General features: G+C 65.3%; 24 protein-coding genes. 14 read left to right on the forward strand and 10 right to left on the reverse strand.

The window, feature by feature from the left end:
* Positions 1–32: 32 nt before the first annotated feature.
* Complete coding sequence (locus M1E17_RS01110; RefSeq protein WP_457964843.1) at positions 33–407, reverse strand: LuxR family transcriptional regulator; 375 nt, start codon at positions 405–407, stop codon at positions 33–35.
* A gap of 30 nt (positions 408–437) precedes the next feature.
* The gene (locus M1E17_RS01115; protein WP_457964844.1) at positions 438–932 is read right to left on the reverse strand and encodes a DUF6328 family protein; all 495 of its coding nucleotides are present in this window, start codon (positions 930–932) and stop codon (positions 438–440) included.
* Between the two features lie 220 nt (positions 933–1,152).
* Here M1E17_RS01115 and M1E17_RS01120 point away from each other — a divergent pair, with 220 nt between their 5' ends.
* The 5 genes from M1E17_RS01120 (at position 1,153) to M1E17_RS01140 (ending at position 5,618) form a co-directional block, all read left to right on the forward strand.
* Entirely contained in the window at positions 1,153–2,052 is a 900-nt protein-coding gene (locus tag M1E17_RS01120) for an SDR family oxidoreductase (RefSeq protein WP_457964845.1), read from the forward strand.
* A 54-nt stretch (positions 2,053–2,106) separates the two neighbouring features.
* The gene (locus tag M1E17_RS01125; protein WP_457964846.1) at positions 2,107–2,652 is read left to right on the forward strand and encodes a hypothetical protein; all 546 of its coding nucleotides are present in this window, start codon (positions 2,107–2,109) and stop codon (positions 2,650–2,652) included.
* Between the two features lie 187 nt (positions 2,653–2,839).
* The gene (locus M1E17_RS01130; RefSeq protein ID WP_457964847.1) at positions 2,840–3,757 is read left to right on the forward strand and encodes a glycosyltransferase family 2 protein; all 918 of its coding nucleotides are present in this window, start codon (positions 2,840–2,842) and stop codon (positions 3,755–3,757) included.
* Positions 3,758–3,810: 53 nt separating this feature from the next.
* Entirely contained in the window at positions 3,811–4,677 is an 867-nt protein-coding gene (locus tag M1E17_RS01135) for a GAF domain-containing protein (RefSeq protein WP_457964849.1), read from the forward strand.
* A 125-nt stretch (positions 4,678–4,802) separates the two neighbouring features.
* A complete protein-coding gene (locus M1E17_RS01140) occupies positions 4,803–5,618 on the forward strand; it encodes an SGNH/GDSL hydrolase family protein (protein ID WP_457967928.1) in 816 nt (271 codons plus the stop codon).
* Positions 5,619–5,641: 23 nt separating this feature from the next.
* On the opposite strand, the gene M1E17_RS01145 is transcribed toward M1E17_RS01140, so the two are convergent.
* Positions 5,642–6,994: a uracil-xanthine permease family protein gene (locus tag M1E17_RS01145; protein ID WP_457964850.1), complete on the reverse strand. Its 1,353-nt coding sequence runs from the start codon at positions 6,992–6,994 to the stop codon at positions 5,642–5,644.
* A gap of 186 nt (positions 6,995–7,180) precedes the next feature.
* On the opposite strand from M1E17_RS01145, the gene M1E17_RS01150 reads away from it, so the two are divergent.
* Positions 7,181–7,786, forward strand: a complete 606-nt coding sequence (locus M1E17_RS01150) for a malonic semialdehyde reductase (protein WP_457964852.1) — start codon at positions 7,181–7,183, stop codon at positions 7,784–7,786.
* 127 nt (positions 7,787–7,913) lie between these two features.
* Here the strand turns inward: M1E17_RS01150 and pgm are convergent, their stop codons facing one another.
* The gene (gene pgm / locus M1E17_RS01155) at positions 7,914–9,578 is read right to left on the reverse strand and encodes a phosphoglucomutase (alpha-D-glucose-1,6-bisphosphate-dependent) (protein ID WP_457964854.1); all 1,665 of its coding nucleotides are present in this window, start codon (positions 9,576–9,578) and stop codon (positions 7,914–7,916) included.
* A gap of 236 nt (positions 9,579–9,814) precedes the next feature.
* On the opposite strand from pgm, the gene M1E17_RS01160 reads away from it, so the two are divergent.
* Positions 9,815–10,720 carry a nuclease-related domain-containing protein gene (locus tag M1E17_RS01160; protein ID WP_457964855.1) on the forward strand — a complete coding sequence of 302 codons (906 nt, stop codon included), beginning with the start codon at positions 9,815–9,817 and terminating at the stop codon, positions 10,718–10,720.
* 54 nt (positions 10,721–10,774) lie between these two features.
* Entirely contained in the window at positions 10,775–11,422 is a 648-nt protein-coding gene (locus tag M1E17_RS01165) for a DUF4190 domain-containing protein (protein ID WP_457964856.1), read from the forward strand.
* Between the two features lie 49 nt (positions 11,423–11,471).
* On the opposite strand, the gene M1E17_RS01170 is transcribed toward M1E17_RS01165, so the two are convergent.
* Together M1E17_RS01170 and M1E17_RS01175 are read right to left on the reverse strand one after the other, a co-directional pair.
* Complete coding sequence (locus M1E17_RS01170; protein ID WP_457964858.1) at positions 11,472–12,818, reverse strand: permease prefix domain 1-containing protein; 1,347 nt, start codon at positions 12,816–12,818, stop codon at positions 11,472–11,474.
* Complete coding sequence (locus M1E17_RS01175; protein ID WP_457964859.1) at positions 12,818–13,180, reverse strand: PadR family transcriptional regulator; 363 nt, start codon at positions 13,178–13,180, stop codon at positions 12,818–12,820. The genes M1E17_RS01170 and M1E17_RS01175 overlap by 1 nt, the downstream gene beginning before the upstream one ends.
* Before the next feature lie 134 nt (positions 13,181–13,314).
* On the opposite strand from M1E17_RS01175, the gene M1E17_RS01180 reads away from it, so the two are divergent.
* Positions 13,315–13,539 carry a hypothetical protein gene (locus M1E17_RS01180; protein ID WP_457964861.1) on the forward strand — a complete coding sequence of 75 codons (225 nt, stop codon included), beginning with the start codon at positions 13,315–13,317 and terminating at the stop codon, positions 13,537–13,539.
* A 55-nt stretch (positions 13,540–13,594) separates the two neighbouring features.
* Here M1E17_RS01180 and M1E17_RS01185 read toward each other — a convergent pair whose 3' ends face one another.
* The 3 genes from M1E17_RS01185 to M1E17_RS01195 are packed head-to-tail and all read right to left on the reverse strand — an operon-like array spanning position 13,595 to position 15,254.
* The gene (locus tag M1E17_RS01185) at positions 13,595–14,119 is read right to left on the reverse strand and encodes an N-acetyltransferase family protein (RefSeq protein WP_457964862.1); all 525 of its coding nucleotides are present in this window, start codon (positions 14,117–14,119) and stop codon (positions 13,595–13,597) included.
* Entirely contained in the window at positions 14,116–14,463 is a 348-nt protein-coding gene (locus tag M1E17_RS01190; protein WP_457964863.1) for an ArsR/SmtB family transcription factor, read from the reverse strand. Before M1E17_RS01190 ends, M1E17_RS01185 begins: the two co-directional genes overlap by 4 nt.
* Before the next feature lie 47 nt (positions 14,464–14,510).
* Positions 14,511–15,254 carry an aquaporin gene (locus tag M1E17_RS01195; RefSeq protein ID WP_457964865.1) on the reverse strand — a complete coding sequence of 248 codons (744 nt, stop codon included), beginning with the start codon at positions 15,252–15,254 and terminating at the stop codon, positions 14,511–14,513.
* A gap of 46 nt (positions 15,255–15,300) precedes the next feature.
* Between M1E17_RS01195 and M1E17_RS01200 the strand changes: the two genes are divergently transcribed.
* The 5 genes from M1E17_RS01200 (at position 15,301) to M1E17_RS01220 (ending at position 19,602) form a co-directional block, all read left to right on the forward strand.
* Complete coding sequence (locus M1E17_RS01200; protein ID WP_457964867.1) at positions 15,301–15,975, forward strand: arsenate reductase/protein-tyrosine-phosphatase family protein; 675 nt, start codon at positions 15,301–15,303, stop codon at positions 15,973–15,975.
* 150 nt (positions 15,976–16,125) lie between these two features.
* Positions 16,126–16,548, forward strand: a complete 423-nt coding sequence (locus tag M1E17_RS01205; RefSeq protein ID WP_457964868.1) for an arsenate reductase ArsC — start codon at positions 16,126–16,128, stop codon at positions 16,546–16,548.
* Between the two features lie 23 nt (positions 16,549–16,571).
* Positions 16,572–17,549: a thioredoxin-disulfide reductase gene (gene trxB / locus M1E17_RS01210; protein WP_457964869.1), complete on the forward strand. Its 978-nt coding sequence runs from the start codon at positions 16,572–16,574 to the stop codon at positions 17,547–17,549.
* Between the two features lie 137 nt (positions 17,550–17,686).
* Positions 17,687–19,075 (forward strand): FAD-dependent oxidoreductase, encoded by a 1,389-nt coding sequence (locus M1E17_RS01215; protein ID WP_457964871.1) that lies wholly within the window; start codon positions 17,687–17,689, stop codon positions 19,073–19,075.
* A 41-nt stretch (positions 19,076–19,116) separates the two neighbouring features.
* Positions 19,117–19,602 carry a universal stress protein gene (locus M1E17_RS01220; RefSeq protein ID WP_457964872.1) on the forward strand — a complete coding sequence of 162 codons (486 nt, stop codon included), beginning with the start codon at positions 19,117–19,119 and terminating at the stop codon, positions 19,600–19,602.
* Between the two features lie 22 nt (positions 19,603–19,624).
* Here M1E17_RS01220 and M1E17_RS01225 read toward each other — a convergent pair whose 3' ends face one another.
* Positions 19,625–20,536 (reverse strand): glutaminase, encoded by a 912-nt coding sequence (locus M1E17_RS01225; protein WP_457964874.1) that lies wholly within the window; start codon positions 20,534–20,536, stop codon positions 19,625–19,627.
* Between the last annotated feature and the right edge of the window lie 61 nt (positions 20,537–20,597).

The following is a 20,597-nucleotide window of genomic DNA, read 5'->3' on the forward strand; positions in this document are numbered from 1 at the left end:
CAGTGAGTCAACCGGGCCAGTAAACAGCCCCCTTAGACAATGGTGGTGTTGCGGCGGCGCCGCCAAATCAGAATCACCACCAGGGTGATCACCGCCACCGCGCCAATCACCAGCGGCGCGAAGTCCAGCCGGGTGGCCTCGGCCTCGCCGGTTTCACCCGTTCCCGGGTTGGCCGGACCCGTCGACGCCGGATCCGTCGGAGGAGGCGGGGTATTGGTGGCCGCAGCCGCGGCTGCCTGGACATCGGCAGAGTGGACGCCCTCGGTCTGCACCGCGGCCGCCTGCACTGCCGCCCGCTCACTGATGGCTGCCGGGGCCTGTGGAGCGGCTTGGGCGGCAAGGGCCAGCAGTGGCGACAGGGCAAACAGCGCCAGCGCGGCAAAAACGGATTCCAGGATCTTTCGCATAGCTATTCCTCCTGCTTGGTATGAGGGCGGTTACCTAGCCTTGGCGCGTTTATTCAGGTGCAACGGAACGTAGGCGAGCAGCACCAGGAGGACAGCCAGCAGCAGGCCGCCGGCGGTCAGTCCGGCAGGGCGGCCTGCTACCACGTCAAAGACGAGCGCTGCGGTTCCGACGCTCAGGGTGCCCACTCCCGCCAGGGCGATCTTGGTGATCGTGTCTGCGCTCGATACCAGGGTTGCCTTGAGCCGCTGGCGGAACAACCGGCGGTGGACGCTGACGGGAAGCAGGATAAAGGCCGTGGTGAGGGTGGCGATCACCACGTTGACCAGATACAGGACAACCTGGAAATCATCCAGTTCGTCGAACCGGTCCTGGAAGGGCAGCGTCAGGAGGAAGCCGGCGAGGATCTGGACGCCGGTCTGCAGGACCCTCAGTTCCTGCAGGAGCTCGGCCCAGTTGCGATCCAGCTGTTCTTCCCGGGTCTCGTTGCGTCCGGTGCTCCCGGTGTAGTCCTCCACGTCTGACATTGCTGCTCCTCGCTGCCCCCGGCGCTGACCTGCGGCCTTGTCCTCGTACCCGCCGGGACGGGTGCTTCAAAGCTATGCCGAAGTTGCGCCAACTTCAACGTTTGGTAAGTTTACTTATTATCCGTCGGGTTGGTGGACTTTGCGCCGCCGGACGGGATAGTTTCGAAGGGCCGGCCGCAGCAGGAGCCCTTCGAAAACCGACGACGTGAGTAGGTGGACTATGAGCGATACGCAGAAACAGACCGACCCGCCCACCGATCCCCGTGCTGGCTACCATTCCGGCCCCTTCCCGGAACAGGAACAAAAACAGCCGGGCCTGACAGCTCCCATGGATCCGAAACCCGATCACGGTGAGCACAGCTACGAAGGGCACGGCGCCCTCCTGGGCAAGGCTGCGCTGATCACCGGCGGGGACTCCGGAATCGGCAAGGCCGCGGCCATCGCCTTCGCCCGCGAGGGGGCCGACGTCGCGATTTCCTACCTTCCTGAAGAAGAGGAAGACGCCCAGGACACCGCTGACTGGATCCGGAAGGCCGGGCGGCGGGCCCTCCTGCTGGCAGGGGATGGCCGTGAAGAGGAATTCAGCACCGGCATTGTCCGGGACACGGTTGCCGAGTTCGGCCGCCTGGACGTTGTGGTGCTCAACGCTGCCTACCAAAAGAACCGCGAAAGCTTTGAATCCCTGCCCACCGAAGAGTTCGACAGGGTGTTCAGGACCAACCTGTACTCCCTGATCTGGACTGCCAGGGCCGCGGTTCCGCACCTTAAGGCTGGCTCTTCTATCATCACCACTGCCTCCATCCAGGCCTTCAACCCCTCACCGGGGCTGATCGATTACGCCATGACCAAGGCGGCGCAGGTGGCCTTCACCAAAGCACTGGCGCAGGAATTGGGCCCGAAGGGCGTCAGGGTCAACGCCGTTGCGCCCGGTCCCATCTGGACCCCGCTGATCCCTGCGACCGAATGGCCGGACAAGCTTCCCAGCTTTGGACAGGACACCCCGCTCCAAAGGGCAGGCCAGCCCGCCGAACTCGCCGCGGCTTACGTGCTGCTGGCGTCCGAGCAGGGGTCGTACATCTCAGGAGCCGTCCTTCCCGTCACCGGGGGCAAGGGGCTTTGAGCGTTCAGTAGGAGTTTTGCACGTCAGATTCATCCACATCCAACAGGAGGAACCATGAGTCAGGACAACCAGCACAGCGCGGCCGAAGAGGAAGTTGGCGGGTACGGGACCCCGACGGCGGAGCAGGAGATGGGCGGGGCCGGAGGCAAACAGTTCGCCCAGCCCCGCGAGGAAGAGGATTTTGACGCCGCCGGCCTGAACCAGGACAGCCCCACGGGGGAAACGTTCGCCACCGACGCACCCAACCTCAGCCACTTTGAGGAGGAGGACAAGGACAGCGCCGGTGAGCCCGGTGCGGGCCGCTTCGGTGGCATTGACGACCAGCTCCATGCAGAGAGCGACTCCAGTGATCCGGGCTTCGAACCGGCCGGGCGGTCTGAGGGCGGTGATGCCGGTGACGTAGGTTTCATGGATGATGACACGGTGGCCCCGTCGGTGGACGCGGAGATCGACGAGTCAAATTCCGATGACCAGGGATCGCCGCAGTTTTCCTCCGAACCTGGACAGGACGCGGCGGGCCTTCCTGACGGGAGCGGCAATAACCTCCCTCAGGAAAAGTCGCCCAACGACGACGATGACGAGAGCTTCAGCGCCGGCTGACCGCCGGACACTGCACAGCATCCCCTAACCTGAGTGGCCCCTTCCGCGCCGAGCGTGGAGGGGGCTTTTTAGGGGTTTTTAGGGGGCCTTTTCGCACGGCCGGAGGGCATATCACGTCGCCGGGTGGGTAACTCTCAAGGGAATCCCGTCTATGGTCCACGGATGCAGTGAAGTCCGGAGGTACATCGTGAGCAGAATATCCTCTGAACAGTGGGGCCGGCGCGTCCAAGCGCCGGACGAGGTCCCGTTGGACGTCCTGATTCCCACCTGTGACCGTCCCGCCGAGCTGGCGGTCACCCTGGCAGGCCTGGCCGGCCAATCAGAACCGGCGTTCGCCGTGGTAGTCAGCGATCAGTCCACCGCCACCCCCGACTGGGAACATCCGGCCGCGGCGGCCATGGTGCGGGTCCTTGGGGCCCAGGGGCGCAGGGTGAGCCTGCTGCGCCACCTGCCCCGGCGTGGGCTTGCTGAACAGCGCCAATTCCTGCTGGAGCAGTCCACTGCGGACAAATGCCTGTTCCTGGATGATGACGTATGGCTGGAGCCAGGCTCCCTGGAGAAGCTCAGCAACGCCTTGGATGAGCTCCAGTGCGGGTTTGTGGGCATGGCGCCGCAAGGTCTGTCCTATCTGCACGACAGGCGTCCCGAGCAAACTGAGGTATTCGAAACCTGGGACGGGCCCGTGACGGCGGAGAGAATCACTCCGGACGGCCCGGAATTTCTTCGCTGGCCACTGCACAACGCGGCAAATCTCAGCCATGTGAGCGCAGATCTCTCCCTTGAGGCCGGCCAATGGGTGCCATACCGTGTGGCGTGGGTCGGTGGCTGCACCATGTTTCGCAGGAACGCCCTGAACCGGGCGGGAGGTTTCACCTTCTGGCCCAGCCTTCCCAGCGACCATGCGGGTGAAGACGTCGTGGCCCAGTGGAAGGTCATGGAAGAGTTTGGCGGCGCAGGGATCCTTCCGTCCGGGGCGGTGCACCTGGAATCTCCCACCACTGTGACCGAACGCAGGGTTGAGGCCTTTGAGGTGGTGCTCAACAGAAATTCGGCATCCGGGAATGATGAGGCCGGCTCCGGCCCACCGGGCCAGCTCCCGAAGTAAACTAAAGAAAGGCTCTGCAGTGGGCCGGTGCGTTTCGAACCTAGGCGTGAACCATGGCCGTGGACACCTCAGGGGGCGCAGGCCGGGAGCCGCTGCCCGCCCCCCAGGACGTAGTTTTCGAAAGCAACGACGTCGAAAACTTCCTCAGCGATGTGACCCATGAGTTCATGCAGGACATTCAAGGTGCCCCCCGGGGAATCAGCTGGGCAGCCACGCTGTTCCGGCGGGGGGAAGCGCACACCATAGCCGCGGGAAGCGCCAAGGCCCGGGCTGCGGACCAGGAGCAGTGGTCCTTCGGCGACGGACCGGTCCTGCTGGCCATGCGGACCGGCGAGTTCGTCCATGTCCCCGATGTAGCCCAGGAGCGGCGCTGGCCCGGATATGCCGCCGCCGCAGCAAGCCACGGTGTCCGTTCGCTGCTGTCCATGCCCATCGTGTCCGCGGCCGGGTCCGTTGCTGCCATCAATCTTTACGCGCCGTCGCCGCATGCCTTCACCAGCGAAGACCTTGTGAGAACCCGCAGTTACGCCCGGCAGGTTGCCAGGGCCCTTCGTGTGGTCCTCCGCGTGGCGGAAAGGGCCGAAGCCAGCGCGGAATTGGCGGTCGCGCAGACGTCTTTGGCTCTCATGGACCTTGCGGTGCGGGCCTTGATGGGGGAGTACGGGCTCAGCCACGAAGGTGCCTTCCAGTATCTGAGGACCATGGCAAGGCATAACAACCTGGGGCTGCGCGAGGCAGCCCTGAGCGTCCTGGCGTCCGGTTCACAGTTGGACACAGGAGCAGGAGACCTGGGGGGACGAAATCCGGGGGAACAAAACCTGGAACAACCAGGTCAGGACAACATCGATGTCCGCAGCCTGATCGGGGCGGAATCCCCACGCTCGGGCGAATCCCCGTACGGCAGAGGGAGTCCATCATGAACAGCCAAAATCCGGACCGGACACAATCGACGTCGGCGGCCACCTCTTCAGAGGCCAGCCGGCCAGGTGCCACCGAGCCAGAAGCCACCCGTTCAGAGGGCGTCCAGCCAACGGCCGTCCAGCCAATGTTGGGTTCCCACCCCTGGCATCGCTTCGTGGCGCTCGGTGATTCCTTCACCGAAGGAGTGGGGGATCCCGAACCCGGCAGCGAGGGCGGACTGAGGGGGTGGGCGGACCGCGTTGCCGAGGAACTGAGCGAGGGCCAGGCGGACTTCGCCTACGCCAACCTTGCCATCCGGGGTCTGCGGATGCAGCAGATACTGGACCGGCAAATTGGGCCTGCGCTGGCATTGAAACCCGACCTCATCACACTGTCCGCAGGCGGCAACGACATCGTCTTCCGTCGCAGCGATCCTGACAAGCTGGCCGAAAAGATGGACGCGAATGTGGGCCTGCTGACCGCCACAGGGGCCACGGTGGTCCTGTTTGCCGGCCCGGACTGGGGTGCCACGCCCGTCCTTGCCCAGGTCCGGGGCAAGGTGGCCATCTTCAACGAAAACCTGCATACGGTGGCCGCCCGCCACGACGCCCTGATCGTTGACCTCTGGTCCCTCCGCGAGTTGGCGGACCCCGGAATGTGGGACCCCGACCGGCTGCATTTCTCCCCGCTGGGGCATCACACCATAGCCGCCGCTGTGCTCAATGCGTTGGGTGTGCCCCATAGCCTGAAGCCGCTCGAGCCCAAGCAACTCCCCGCGCGGAGCTGGAAGGAAGCCCGTTCCGAGGACCTCGTTTGGGCCCGGGAGTATCTGGTGCCCTGGGTAATCCGCCGTTTGCAGCTACGTTCGGAGGAGGGACTGGCAGCCAAGCGTCCCCATGCGGGTCCGGTCTTCGGAGTAGGCCGCGCTTCCGGCCAGTTCTCCCGGGGCTCCGCCGCCTGAAGCCGGTCCTGTGGCGGTCCGCTCTAGCGCTTTTTGGGAGCCCGCTTGGCCGCAGCGTTGACTGCCGCCTTCACTGCGGGCGGGAGGCCCGCCTGCTCCGTCTCAGGCTCGGCCACGGTGCCCCGGGCCTTCGCCACTGCCTTCATGCCGTGGTAGATCACTAGCGCGGCGGCCGAGCCCAGCGCGATGCCGGTGAACTTCAGGTCGCCGATGGTCCAGGTGTAGTCCGCAATACCGATAATCAGCGCGACGGCGGCGGTGGTCAGGTTGACCGGATTGGAGAAGTTCACCTTGTTCTGGACCCAGATCTTCACGCCCAGGATGCCGATCATGCCGTAAAGCATGGTGGCTGCCCCGCCGAGCACCCCGGGCGGAACCGTGGCAATCAGTTCCCCGAACTTTGGCGAAAAGCTGAGCACAATCGCGAAAATGCCCGCTACCCAATATGCCGCCGTGGAGTAGACCTTCGTGGCTGCCATGACGCCGATATTTTCCGCATATGTGGTGGTACCGGAGCCGCCGCCGATGCCCGCCAGGACAGTCGCGGCGCCGTCGGCCATCAGCGCCCGTCCGGAGACGCCGTCGAGGTTCTGGCCCGTCATGGCCGCCACGGACTTCACATGCCCGATGTTCTCGGCCACCAGCACCAGCACCACCGGCACAAAGAGGCCAAGGACACCGATGTGGAACTCGGGAGTCTGGAACTGCGGCAGGCCTATCCACGCTGCCGCATCCATCTTGGCGTAGTTCACCTCACCGCGCATCATGGCCACGAGGTAGCCCGCCACGACGCCCACCAGGATGCTCAGCCGGCCGATGATCCCGCGAAACAGCACGCTGACCAGGATGATGGTGGCCAACGTGATCACGGCGGTGACCGGCGCGGCGTCGAAATTCATCTTGGCCGCCGGCGCCAGGTTCAGTCCGATCAGCGCCACAATGGCGCCGGTGACGATGGGCGGCATGAGCCGGTTGATCCAGCCGGCGCCGAATTTCTGCACGATGGCCCCGATCAGGGCCAGGGCGACGCCGGCCAGCACCACTCCGCCCAGCGCCCCCGGTACGCCGAACTGCTGTTGGGACGCCATGATGGGTGCGATGAACGCGAAGCTGGAACCAAGGTAGCTGGGCACCCGGCCGCGGGTGATCACCAGGAACAGCAGGGTGCCAATGCCCGAGAAGAAGAGGGTGGTGGCTGGCGGCATTCCGGTGATGATGGGGACCAGGAAGGTGGCGCCGAACATGGCAACCACATGCTGCATGCCGACGCCGATGGTCAGCGGCCAGGCCAGCCTTTCATCGGGTGCGACCACGTGTCCGGGCCGGATCGACTTGCCGGTGCCGTGCAGCTTCCATTTGGTTCCGAGCATGCTCATGGGCGGAGGCCTTTCAGGGGGTTGCCCCGGAGGGCGAGGAACTGTGGCACCCAGAATACAGCTCGGCCATGCTGTGCCGAAGGTCACGTACCGTCACGGGAAGCGGGCGAGAGTAGTTGAAGTTGCAACTATGGAAAGCGAAGAGGCCACCCCCGGCAGGCGGGCGGCGCAGCGAAAGGTAAGCCAATGACCATTGCCCACGAAGAAGCGATTATCGATTCGGCCGCCATCGACGCCATTTTCGGTCAGGCCCGCACCGCCAACTCCTTCACCGGAGAGGTGACTGACGAGCAGGCGCAGGCCATCTACGAACTCACCAAGTATGGCCCTACCGCCTTCAACTCGCAGCCGCTGCGCCTGACCTACGTCCGCTCCGCTGAAGCCCGTGCCAAGCTCGTTGACGCCCTCGCCACCGGGAACAAGGCCAAGACCGAGTCCGCCCCGCTCGTTGCCATCCTCAGCTACGACACCGACTGGGCTGAGCAGTGGGACAACTTCCTGCCCGGCTACAACGCCCCCAAGGCCATGTACGACGCAAACCCCGAACTCGCCGCCGCCACGGGCAACAACAACGCCCACCTGCAGGCCGGCTACTTCATCCTGGCCGTCCGCTCGCTCGGCTTCGCAGCCGGACCCATGACCGGCGCCGACTTCGGTGCCATCGACGAGGCCTTCTTCCCCGCCGGCGACCAGAAGAGCTTCCTGGTGGTCAACATCGGCCAGCCCGCCGACGACGCGTGGGGCGAAGCCAAGCCCAAGTTCTCCTACCAGGACGTCGTCCGCACCGTCTAACCCAGGCGGCGGGTGGTTGATCCTGCCCAAAGCCCAGATGCTCTATCACTTAGCGTCCTTCTGGTCCCCCGGAAAGGACGCTAAGTGATAGAGCATCGTTGTTAGAAGCGCGGGGGACGGAAACCGGCTAGGCGATCACGCCGTCCACCAGTGCTTTGGCCTCGGCCTGGACCTGCTTGAGGTGGTCCTCGCCCTTGAAGGACTCAGCGTAGATCTTGTACACGTCCTCAGTTCCGGACGGGCGCGCCGCGAACCAGGCGTTCTCCGTGACCACCTTAAGGCCGCCAATGGGGGCGTCGTTTCCAGGCGCCCTGGTCAGCTTGGCCATGATCGTTTCGCCGGCAAGTTCGGTGGCGGTAACGTCCGACGGCGACAGCTTGCCCAGCGCCGCTTTCTGCTCCCGGGTGGCTGCGGCATCAATCCGCGCATAGACGGGGGAACCGAACTGGTCAGTCAGGCCCTTGTACAGTTGCGACGGCGACTTGCCCGTGACGGCAGTGATTTCCGAAGCCAGCAGAGCCAGCAGGATGCCGTCCTTGTCTGTGGTCCAGACGCTGCCGTCCAGCTTGTTGAAGGAGGCGCCGGCTGATTCCTCACCGCCGAATGCACCTTCACCAGAGAGCAGGCCAGGCACAAACCACTTGAAACCTACAGGAACTTCAACCAGTTTGCGGCCCAGGTTCTCGGCCACGCGGTCAATGATAGAGGAGGACACCAGGGTTTTCCCCACCACGGAGGCGGGGTTCCAGCCGCTGCGGTTCCGGTACAGGTAATCAATGGCGACGGCGAGGTAGTGGTTGGGGTTCATCAGCCCGCCGTCTGGTGTAACGATGCCGTGCCGGTCGGCGTCGGCGTCGTTGCCGGTTGCAACGTCGAAGGCCTGCTGGCCGGACGATGCGGCGTCGGACATCCGCTTGATCAGGGAGGCCATGGCAGCCGGCGACGAGCAGTCCATCCGGATCTTTTCGTCCCAGTCCAGAGTCATGAATGCCCACTGCGGATCCACGGTGGGGTTCACAACGGTCAGGTTCAGGTGGTGGCGCTCGCCGATCTCGCCCCAGTAATCAACAGCGGCGCCGCCCATGGGATCGGCCCCGATGCGGACACCGGCGTCGCGGATCGCATTGAGGTTCAGGACTGAGGGGAGGTCGTCAACGTAACTGCTGAGGAAATCGAACTTGCCTGTGGTATCGGCGTTGAGGGCATCTGCAAGCGGAATGCGCTTCACGCCGCGCAGGCCGTTCTCCAGCAGTTCGTTGGCGCGGTTCGCGATCCAGCCGGTGGCATCGGAGTCTGCGGGGCCGCCGTGCGGAGGGTTGTACTTGAAGCCGCCGTCGGCGGGCGGGTTGTGGCTGGGCGTGACCACAATGCCGTCTGCCTGCGGGGCCCCGGCGGGATTGTTGTTGTTGTAGGTAAGGATGGCGTGGCTCAGGGCAGGCGTTGGCGTGTAGCCGTGGCGGGCATCGATGAGCACCTGGACGCCATTGGCAGCGAGCACCTCAAGGGCGGAGTTTTGGGCCGGTTCGCTGAGTGCGTGGGTGTCCTTGGCCAGGAACAGCGGGCCGGTGATGCCCTGCCCGGAGCGGTATTCCACGATGGCCTGCGTGATCGCAACGATGTGTTTTTCGTTGAACGATGCCTTCAAGCTGGAACCGCGGTGCCCTGAGGTACCAAAAGCCACCCGCTGGCCCGGATCAGCGAGATCCGGCGTGATGTCGTAGTACGCGTCAAGGAGCGCAGTGATGTCAACAAGGTCATGGGGTTGGGCAACTGTGCCCGCGCGGCTAGCCATGGCACCAGCATGCCAGACGCTGGCCGGTGGCAAAACGAAGCGTCGAAAATGGTGCCCCTGTGACGGAAGAACGTCATCAAGCAGGTATTCCTCCTGAGTACCTGGCACCGAAAGTACCTATATACCGCCCGCTGCGGCCGCTGTTACTTTCGAAAAAACTCCGGCAAAAACCGGACACAACGGGCGACGGCGGCACTGCAGCCACCGCCCGATCGGCAGGATAAGGGGGACCGGCCATGGGCGCAGGGGACGGGGCAGCCGAACAGTCCAGGCTGGCTGCCGAGCGGGTTGCACGGCTGAAACGCCAGCTGGACCAGGCGGAGCGTGCCACGAAAGCGCGGAATGTGGACGCCGAGGGCGAGAAAGCCGTGGCGGAGAGCCTTGGCGGGCTCGTCTCCAGCGGTTGGCACCTGTTGCATGATGTCCAATGGCCGGGGAGACCCGAGGCCATCCTGGACCATGTTCTGGTGGGGCCAGGCGGTGTAGTGGTGGTGGACACCAAGAACTGGACCGGTGAAGTCCGGGTGTCCTCAGGCGTGCTCTGGCAGGGGCGTTACGCCAGGACGCAGTCGGTAGAAGGTGCGCTGGCACAGTGCGCCGCAGTGGCTTCGGTGATGGCGCCGCAGCACAGGCGGTATGTCCGTCCGCTGATCTGCATGTCCCGGCAGCCGGACGTCTTCGGTATTACCAGCTCAGATGTGGCTGTTGCGGGAACGGACCGGGTTGTTGCGGCAATCCAGGCTCTCCCCGCTGTACTGGACCAGCAGGCCGTTGTGGCGCTGTCTGCCCAGCTGGGTGAGCTGCTGGCACGGCAGCAGCCTCCCCGCGCCGGTGCGGTCATGCGGACAGGGGAGCCTGCTGCTGCTCCAACAGGGTCAGGGCCAGGGGCTGGAGCTGCAGCAGATCCTTTGCGGCGGGGGCGCACGGGAGGACGCCGCGGACCACGACATGCTGTTTCTGGCGTTGCACCAGGTGCGGCCCCTGGGGTGGCACCAGATACGGGCCCGGACGGGCGTACAGGCCTAGGCAGGAAATCGAAGTCGAACGCCCACCACCATGGAACGGGAGGCATGGCCGGGCTCCTGATTCTCGCGGCCTTTGTCACCTTCGCCGTGTACGTTCTGCCCTACTGGGGACGGTAGGCCGTGGATAGGGGCGACGGTAGGCTAGGAAGCAATGACTTCGAGGGGAAAACCATGACTGACCAGCCAACTCACCGGCCGGATTCACAGGGATACGGCGAGCAGGGTTCAGGCGATTCGCCGGCGGGCTACCAGCCGCCGCAGTTTGTGCCGCCGCAGGGTTCGGGGACACCTGCTCCGCCTGCCTATGATCAGGGCCAGTACGGACAGCATGAGTACGGGCAGCAGCAGTACCAGTACCAGTATGGCCAGGCCTCCAACCCGTACGGTCAGCCCTCGGAGCAGTATGGCGCACCCTATGCCCCGGCGGACAGCCCCTATGCCTCGGCGGACAGCCCCTATGGCCAGGCGGCCGGCCCGTATGCCCAGGCAGCCAACCCTTACGGCCAAGCGCCCAGCCCCTACGGCCAACCGCCCAGCCCCTACGGGCAGCCGGCCTATTACGGCATGCCGGTGGAGCCCAAGGGCATGAGCATCACCAGCATGGTGCTCGGCCTGGTCTCCGTGATCTTCGGCTGGTTCCTGCTTCCGCAGCTTGCAGCGATCATCACGGGGCACCTCGCGCTCCGGCGCGAACCCTCAGGGAAGGGTATGTCCATCACCGGCCTGGTCCTGGGGTACCTCTGCTTGCTCGGCTATGGTGGCTTCTGGCTGCTGATCATCGTCCTGGCAGCATCAAGCGGAAGCAGCTACTCCTACTAGCAAGCTACTCCTACTAGCGACGTGGACTGGGCCGGTTCCGGCCTGCTGATCAGGCGAAGCCGAACACCAGCGGGAAAACCACCACCACCACCGCCGCCCAGGCGCTGTAGACCGGCAAGTACTGTGTCTGCCAGCGCTCGAGCGCACTGAAGCTGGTCCGCCCGCGCAGGAACCCCAGCGTCAGCCAGGCGGCCCTGGCAAGGTGCACCAGCAGCAGGAGGTTCAGGCCCAGCGCCGCGATTTTGTTGGGGCTGAAGCCGAATTCGGCAATCCGGGTCAGCATCGCCGTCAGCATGACAGCATCCACTGCAAGGGCGGCGACAACCAGGAGGAGCTGCAGTGCGTCGGCCAGTCCCGGGGGGGCCAGCGGGTCCCTTGCCGAAATCGAGTAGAGCAGCAGGCACAGGACCAGCACCAGGATCGCGTCCATGAGGATCAACAAGTTGCGGTCCACGTTCACCAGGCCACCGGCCGTGGGCAGCACGGCCAGCAGAACCAGCAGCATGGCGATCGTCAGGGGTGTAAAGACCCGGGTGAGGACGGGGGCGATATTTTCGACCACCTGCTGCTTGGCTTCAACCAGCCAGGTGGCCACTACCAGTGCGCCGGGCACCGCGAACGGAAGGATCCAGTCCTCCAGTACGGGTTCGAAGTCAACGCCCACCACCTGGAGTGTGGCGAGCGTGAGGGCGATCAGGACAGCACCGCCTAAGGCCAGGAGCGTGTAGTAGATCGCCAGCTCGCCGGTGAACCGGACAAAGTCCATGCGCCGTTTGTCGGACCGCCACCTCCCGCCGGCGTACGCCACTCCTGCAAGCAGCCACAGAATTACCGGGGCGTGGAGGACGGCAAGCACCTCGGTGGAGCCTCCGGAAGTAAACGGGTAGGCGTTGAGCAGCACGGCAAGAGCGGCGAACGGCACAAGCAGCGCCACTGCCACCGCCCAGGAGAAGCGGCGCTTCCACGCGAAGTACGCTGCAAGGAAAGGGAAAATGAGGAGGCCGAGATTGCGTGCCAGCGTGCCGCCGTCGTCCATCCAGGTGAACCCGGCCTTGACCGCCACCCCGGCGCCGACGGCGAGCGTGAGCACCACGGCCAGCTCACGGTATGGCGGCGTTCCGCCGTCTGAGTCCTCAGGGACCAGCGCAAGCTGTTTCCACAGCCGGTCCGAGTGTTCCCGGGCGAACTCGCGGGAGACGGCGTCGAGATTGCCCAGGCGCTTGATCGCGACGAGGAAGGCCTCCTCATCGTCAAGACCGGTTGCCTGCCGGTCCGCAATCTGCTCACGCAGATGGTCCTCCAGCTCTTCGATGTCGGCCGCAGAGATCGCCTGGCGCCGCTGGACGTATCCCCGCCAGCGGTCAATCTTGGCCTCCAGCTCAGCGTGCGGCTCCATCACGCCAACCCCGCAGCCGGCGCCGGCGGCCGTTGCGCCGTCCGCCAGACATGCCGCAGCGCATCGGCAACAACAGTCCACTGTTCCTGCCTGTCAGCAAGGGCATCCCGTCCCGTCGGCGTAATGGCGTAGTGCTTGCGCCGCCGCCCCGCCTCTGACACGCCCCACGACGACGACACATAGCCGAGACGTTCCAGCCGGTGCAGCAGCGGGTACAGCATGCCGTCCGTCCACTGCATGGAGCCTCCGGACAGTTCGCCCACCCGTTTGAGGATGGCGTAGCCATACAGATCGCCGTCGGACAGGATCCCCAGCACGAGGGGAGTGGCTGAGGCTGCGACGAGGTCCTTATCGATGCGCACGGCGCCTCCTATACCTAGATGTACAAGGCATTCAAGCATAGTAGTTCTAGGTATAGCAAGGGCGGCTTGTCTTGCCTGGCTCCAGGGGTGAACCTAAAATTGTTTGACGTTTCGCTCAAGCGGGGGAGTGACAGATGAAGGCGCTCGATACCTTGCCGCCGAAGGCCCGGCGGCTGGTGAAATGGGCCGCACTGGGATTCCTCGGTGCGGCGGCGCTGGCCCTCATCCTGATGACTTTCCTTGAGTTCTGGACCTCGTTCTTTATCGCGCTCGGCCTGTACCTGGCGCTGATCGGACCCCTCAACGCAGCCGCCCGGAAGGAACACGTCCAAAGACTGCGCGAACGAAACCGCCACTGACGGGGCGGCCCTGGTTAGATGCGGCAGTCGTGGTTAACCCGAAGAGGTTAACCCCCTAGACGGCGGGGGAGCGTCGCTCGATCAGGATGGTGTCGCGCCATGTTCCGCTTAGCGGTCCATGGGCCATTTGGGCTATGCGCTGCCGGCGTCCCACCACAACGTAGCCGTTAGCGAGATGGAGTTTGAGGCTTGCTTCGTTCTCCGGAAAGACGCTGGCCTGGATGGTCCAAATCCCGGCGGCTTCGGTTGATTCGGACAGGGCCCGCAGCAGTGCTGCGCCAACACCAAGGCCGCGTGTATCTCCCGCGACGTACACCGAATGTTCCACCACGCCGCAGTAGACGGGACGCGCGGACACGGGGGAGACGGCGGCCCAGCCGACGATCCTTCCCTCGACGGTTTCGGCGACAAGCCGATGTCCGGGCAGCCGGGAAGCGTCAAACCGGTCCCAGTCAGGCGCTTCGGACTCGAACGTGGCGTGGCCTGTGTCGATCCCCTCCTGGTAAATGCTCCGAACGGCCGGCCAATCCTCCCGGTGCAGGGAGCGAACGGTTGCGGTTGCCGGCGCTGCAGTGGTCACAGGCTCTCCAGCAGGCCTGCGGTGCGCTCCAGGGCGCCGGGGACCAGCGAGTAGTAGGCCCAGGTTCCGCGTTTTTCGCGATGCAGCAGACCGGCGTCGACGAGGATTTTCAGATGGTGGGACACGGTGGGCTGGCCAAGGTTTAGCGGTTCGGTGAGATCGCAAACGCAGGACTCTCCACCCTCCGCAGCCTTGACGATGGACAGCAGCCGCAGCCGGTTCGGGTCCGCCAAGGCCTTAAAGACGGCCGCCGTGCTGTGCGCTTGGGCAGAACCCAGTGCGGGCTCTGCCGGCAGGCAGCAGGCGCTGTCCGTGGCTGGTTCAAGCAGGGGCAGTGAGGTCATCTACCCATTATGCCAAAACATTGACAACCATCAATATGATGACTGCCCTATGAGGGCTTGGTTGCCTGCGTGCCGTGCGGGATCACCACATCGTCCGCGACGCGTGCCGCCCCCGGGAACAGCAGGAGCAGCACGCCCAGGCCGACGGCGGCGCCCAGCAGCTGGGCAATTATGAACGGAGGCACTGAGCCGGGTGCGATGCCGGCGAAGGTGTCGCTGAAAATCCGGCCGACGGTCACCGCCGGGTTGGCGAACGCGGTCGAGGAGGTGAACCAGTACCCTGCCCCGATGTAGGCGCCCACTGCGGGCGCTGCGAGCGCGCCCCGGTTGGTGGCCGCGAGGGCAAAAATCAGCAGGATGAGCCCGGCGGTCGCCACCACCTCACCCAGCAGGTGCCCCCCGGTTGCCCGGTCCTTGACGGAGAAGGAGGTCCCGACGTCGAACATCGCGTTGGCGAGCACGCTGCCACCGATCGCGCCGGTCACCTGGGCCGCCACGTAGGCGCCAAGGTCCGGCAGGCTCAGGCCGGTTCCGCTGCGCCGGCCGAGCAGCCAGTCGGCCAGGGAAACGACGGGGTTGAAATGCGCGCCGCTGACCGGACCAAAAACCAGGATCAGCACTGTCAGGCCCAGGACAGTGGCAGTGCTGTTCTGGAGCAGTTGCAGGCCCACATCATTAGGTGAAAGCTGCTGGGCGGCGATGCCGGAACCCACAACGACGGCAACCAGCAAGGCCGTGCCCAGCAGTTCGGCCACGGCGCGGCGCCAGAGCGGCGGCTGAGGTGAAGTCATGCCACCAGCTTGACGCACCGAAAGTGCCTCAGTCAAAATTGAATCAATGAGTATTGAGGCAGCTGACGCTTTTCAGACCCGCGTCGCCCGGCACGCGGCCCTGGCCGATCCGGCGCGCCTGCGCATCGTTGACCTCCTGACACTGGGGGACTTTTCTCCGACCGAGCTGCAGGCGGAGCTGGGCATGTCCTCGAATCTGCTTGCGCACCACCTGCGGACACTCGAAGAGGCCGGGCTGGCAACCCGGCACCGCTCCGAGGCGGACAGGCGCCGCAGCTACCTTCGGCTCGCCGCCGGGGCGCTGGATGGGCTGGTCCCCGGGGCAGTCCACGGCGCCGACCGGATTCTGTTCGTCTGCACGCGCAACAGTGCCCGGTCCCAACTGGCCGCGGCCCTCTGGCGCCAGGTCAGCACCGTCCCCTCAGCCTCTGCCGGAACGCATCCGGCCGAGCACATTGCCCCCGGTGCCATCGATGCCGCCCGGCGCCATGGCCTGGAGCTGCCCTCTCTTGCGCCGCGCTCCCTCGGTGAGGTCGCAGGGGATGCTGACTTCGTGGTCACCGTTTGCGACGCCGCACACGAGGAGCTGGCCCGGCTGGGAGGCATCCACTGGTCCATCCCCGATCCCCTGCGTTTGGGCACCAAGGACGCCTTCGATCAGGCTTTTGAGGACATCGCCCGCCGCATCACCGACCTCGCACCACGCATTACAGCTGTCTGATCCGCCGGCCTAGCTTCGACACAATCCAAATATTGACATTCATCAATGTATGGCCAGATACTCTCTATATCGATCATCATCAATGCTCGGTTGGAGGCCTGTTTGGCCGGCGCGTCCACACCATTTCCCAACCGATTCCAGGAGAACAGCGTGACCACCGAAACAACCAAGAAGCCCTCCGTCCTCTTCGTCTGCGTCCACAACGCGGGCCGCTCCCAGATGGCCGCCGCATTCCTCACCACCCTCGGAAAGGGCCAGATCGAGGTCCGCTCCGCGGGGTCCCAGCCTGCAGACAAGATCAACCCGTCAGCCGTTGAAGCCATGGCTGAAGTGGGCATCGACATGTCCGCTGAGGTTCCCAAGGTCCTCACCACCGAGGCCGTCAAGGAGTCCGACGTGGTGATCACCATGGGCTGCGGCGACGAGTGCCCCTACTTCCCGGGCAAGCGCTACGAGGACTGGGTTCTGGAAGACCCTGCCGGCAAGGGCGTAGAATCCGTGCGCCCGATCCGCGATGAAATCAGGACCCGTATCGAGGACCTGATCCAATCACTGACCCCTGCCGCCAAGTAGCCCGGACCCCTGAGGAGCACGCCATGAGCAACGAACAGCTGATCATTATCGGATCCGGCCCGGCGGGTTACACCGCGGCGATCTACGCTGCCCGCGCGGGCCTGGAACCGCTGGTACTGGCCGGTTCGGTCACCGCCGGCGGTGCGCTGATGAACACCACCGAGGTGGAAAACTTCCCCGGTTTCCCGGCCGGGATCCAGGGACCGGAGCTGATGGACGGGCTCCAGGAACAGGCCGAGAAATTCGGCGCCAAGGTGGTGTTCGACGACGTCACGTCAGTTGACCTGAAGGGTCACCTGAAGACCGTGGTTACCGGAGCCGGCGAAACCCACCAGGCCCCGGCGGTTATCCTGGCCACCGGCTCGGCCTACAAGGAACTCGGCTTGCCCGAGGAAAAGAAGCTCAGCGGCCACGGCGTCTCCTGGTGTGCCACCTGCGACGGGTTCTTCTTCCGCGAGCAGGACATCATCGTCGTCGGCGGCGGCGATTCGGCGATGGAGGAAGCGACGTTCCTGACCCGGTTCGCGAAGTCCGTCACCGTCGTCGTCCGCAAGGGTGAACTGCGGGCCTCCCGCATCATGGCCCAGCGCGCCAAAGATAACCCGAAGATCAGCTTCGCCTGGAACTCGGCCGTGACGGCAATCCAGGGCGACGGCAAGGTCACCGGCGTGACCCTGAAGGACACGCGTTCCGGCGAAACCCGCCAGCAGGCCGCTACCGGGCTTTTCGTGGCCATCGGCCACCTGCCGCGCACCGAACTCGTGGCCGGTCAGGTGGAACTGGACGCCGAGGGCTACATCAAGGTGGACTCGCCCACCACCGTGACCAACCTGACCGGTGTGTTCGCGTGCGGCGACGCCGTGGACCACCGCTACCGGCAGGCCATTACGGCCGCGGGCACGGGCTGCGCCGCAGCCCTCGACGCCGAACGCTACCTCGCCGCCCTGGACGATGCGGACAGCATCGCCACGGCGCTGGTGGAAGAACCTACCCACGCCTGAACTGGGAACAGGGGAGGGGGTGAGCTTAATGACCAACGGATGCTGCGGCGACTCGGGTTGCTGTGACGACGAGGACTGCTGCTGACCCCCTCCCCCCGGCCCGAACGCTTATTCCCACACACCGCTGAAAGAGGACCATGGATTCCGCAAAGAGCCTTCCCGTCGCAGTGATCGGCGCCGGGCCTGTAGGCCTGGCCGCCGCGGCCCACCTGCTTGTGCGGGGCCTGGAGCCGCTGATCTTTGAGGCGGGCCCGACGGCGGGTGCTGCCGTTGGGCAATGGCGTCACATCCGGTTGTTCTCACCCTGGCGGTTCAATACCGACGCCGCTGCCGTGCGCCTCCTTGCAGCCGCCGGCTGGGAAGCACCCAGGCCCACGGCCCTGCCCTATGGCGGGGAGCTGATCGACAACTATCTGGCGCCCCTGGCTGCCCTTCCCCAGATCTCTTCGCGTCTGCAGACCGGTGCCCGCGTCACCGCCGTCACCCGTCAGGGCCTGGACAAGACCCACATCAAAGGACGGGACGCCACACCCTTCGTGGTGCGGGCCGAACACGCCGACGGCGAAACCCGGGACCATACCGTGGCCGCGGTCATTGACGCCTCCGGCACCTGGGCCACCCGCAACCCGCTGGGCACTTCTGGCCTTCCCGCCATTGGCGAAGAGGCAGCAGGGGGCCGGGTCTCCGCACCGCTGCCCGACGTGACCGGCCGCGACCGCGCCACGTTTGCCGGGCGCCGAGTCCTCGTTGTTGGCGCCGGGCACTCCGCCGCCAACACCCTGATCAACCTCGCTGACCTCGCTAAGGCGGAGCCGGACACCCGGATCCTGTGGGCCGTCCGGGGCGCAACAGCGGACAAAGTCTACGGCGGGGGCGACCTCGACGGGCTGCCTGCACGGGGCCAGCTCGGTGGCCGGGTCCGCCGGCTTGTGGAGGCCGGAAAGATCGAACTGCACACCGGCTTCGGCATCGCCTCGATCAAGTCCTTGGACTCCGCTGTCACGGTGGGCTCGGTGGATGGCCGAACCCTCGAAGCCGACGTCATCGTCCCCTGCACCGGCTTCCGTCCCGACCTGGACATCCTCCGCGAGCTCCGCCTCAACCTGGACCCCGCCGTCGAAGCGCCGACGGAACTGGGACCTCTGATCGATCCCGAGTTCCACTCCTGCGGCACCGTCCCGTCGCATGGCGCCAAGCTCCTGGCCCACCCGGACAAGGACTTCTACATCGTTGGCATGAAGTCCTACGGCCGGGCTCCCACTTTCCTGCTGGCCACCGGGTATGAGCAGGTCCGGTCGGTTGCCGCCGCCCTCGCCGGAGACCAGGAATCGGCCGACACCGTGCACCTTGAGCTCCCCGAAACCGGTGTCTGCTCCACCGACGCCGGCACCAGCTGCGACGTCCCCGCGGCATCGGCAGCAGAGGACGCCGCCGCTGCCCAGTCCGGGTGCTGCGCCGCACCCGAACCGGTGCTGGTTGGCTTCCCCACGGGTCTGGCCCACGGCCGATCCGGCACCAACAAGTAACGCCCTGACCATGTCCGCCCCGGCGCCGTCATGGACTCTGCATGCACAGTAAGGAATGGGCCGATGGCCCTATCCTGGTCGGCGTCGAGTGGGACTTCCCCGAGCCCCTGATCCGGACCGCCGCAGCACTGGCGGCGGCCCTGGAAGTGCACCTGATCTGCGCATTTGTCGACCCAGCCAGCTACCTGACCGAGTGGGCGCCGGCGAATCAGCGGACAGCCCTGTCCCTGGACCCTGCCATCAATGAAGAAGCCGAGTTCCCCTCTGAGCAGCTGCAGGTGAAGCTGGAAGCCATCCTTGGGAAGCCGGGGGAGGCCTGGTCCTTCCGGGTGCTCAACGGGGATGTTTCCAAGGCACTCAGTCGGCTCGCCGAGAACGCCGGCGCAGCGTTGCTCGTGGTCGGCACCGGCCGGCCAGGGCCTATGGCGCGGCTGGACCGGGTCCTGGAAGGGTCCGTATCCGCTGCCCTGCTCCGCAGGCAGCACCGCCCCGTCCTCGTTGTCCCCGAGGACCGCAGCTGCCCCTGATATCAGCTGCGGCCCTCGTAGATCAGAAGATGGACAGCCCCGTCCTGGTTGTGAACTCGTCAAGCGCCGCGATCCCCGCCATGGAGTTTCCTGACTTGCCCAGCCCGGGGCTCCAGACACACACGGTGCAGTTGTTCGGCACCACGGCAATGATTCCGCCGCCTACCCCGCTCTTGCCGGGCAGCCCCACCCGATAGGCGAACTCCCCGGCCGCGTCGTAGGTTCCGCACGTCAGCATCACGGCGTTGATCCGTTTTGTTTGCGGCGAGGAGAGCAGGGCTGTGCCGTCCACCCGCACTCCGTTGCTGGCCAGGAACCGGCTGGCCAGGGCCAGGTCCGTGCAGCTCATCTCGAGCGAGCATTGCAGGATGTAGTTGTCCAGCACATCCTGCACAGGGTTCTCGAGGTTGCCGCAGCTGGCCAGGAAGTGGGCCAGTGCGGCATTGCGGTCGCTGTTCCTGGCTTCGGATTCGGCCACCACGGCGTCAATGCCGATCCCGCTGTTTCCGCTTTCCTGCCGGAGGAGGTCCAGCACGGCACCGGAAGCGTCGCCTGTAACGCTCAGGAGCCTGTCCGTCACCACCAGGGCGCCCGCGTTGATAAAGGGGTTCCGCGGAATCCCGTCCTCATGTTCCAGCTGCACCAGCGAGTTGAACGGGTTGCCGGAGGGCTCGCGGAAGACGCGTTTCCAGATGCCGTCCCCGTCGGCCGCCAGGACAAGGGCCAGCGCGAACACTTTGGAGATGCTCTGGATGGAGAAGGGGACTGCAGCATCGCCGGAGGCATAGACCTGGCCGTCGCCGGTGGCCACGGAAATGCCAAACTGGGCGGCGTCCACGGCGCCCAGCTGCGGTATGTAGCTCGCTACCTGGCCTTGTCCCAGTTGCGGCTTGATGGATCCGACGATGTCGTCGAGGAGGTTTTGGATGTCCATGGATCAGGTGTTCTGTTCTGTTGAATTCGTCTAGGGAATGTTGTTAAAAAGTCGAGGGTTT

The organism is Arthrobacter sp. D1-29, assembly GCF_054130585.1.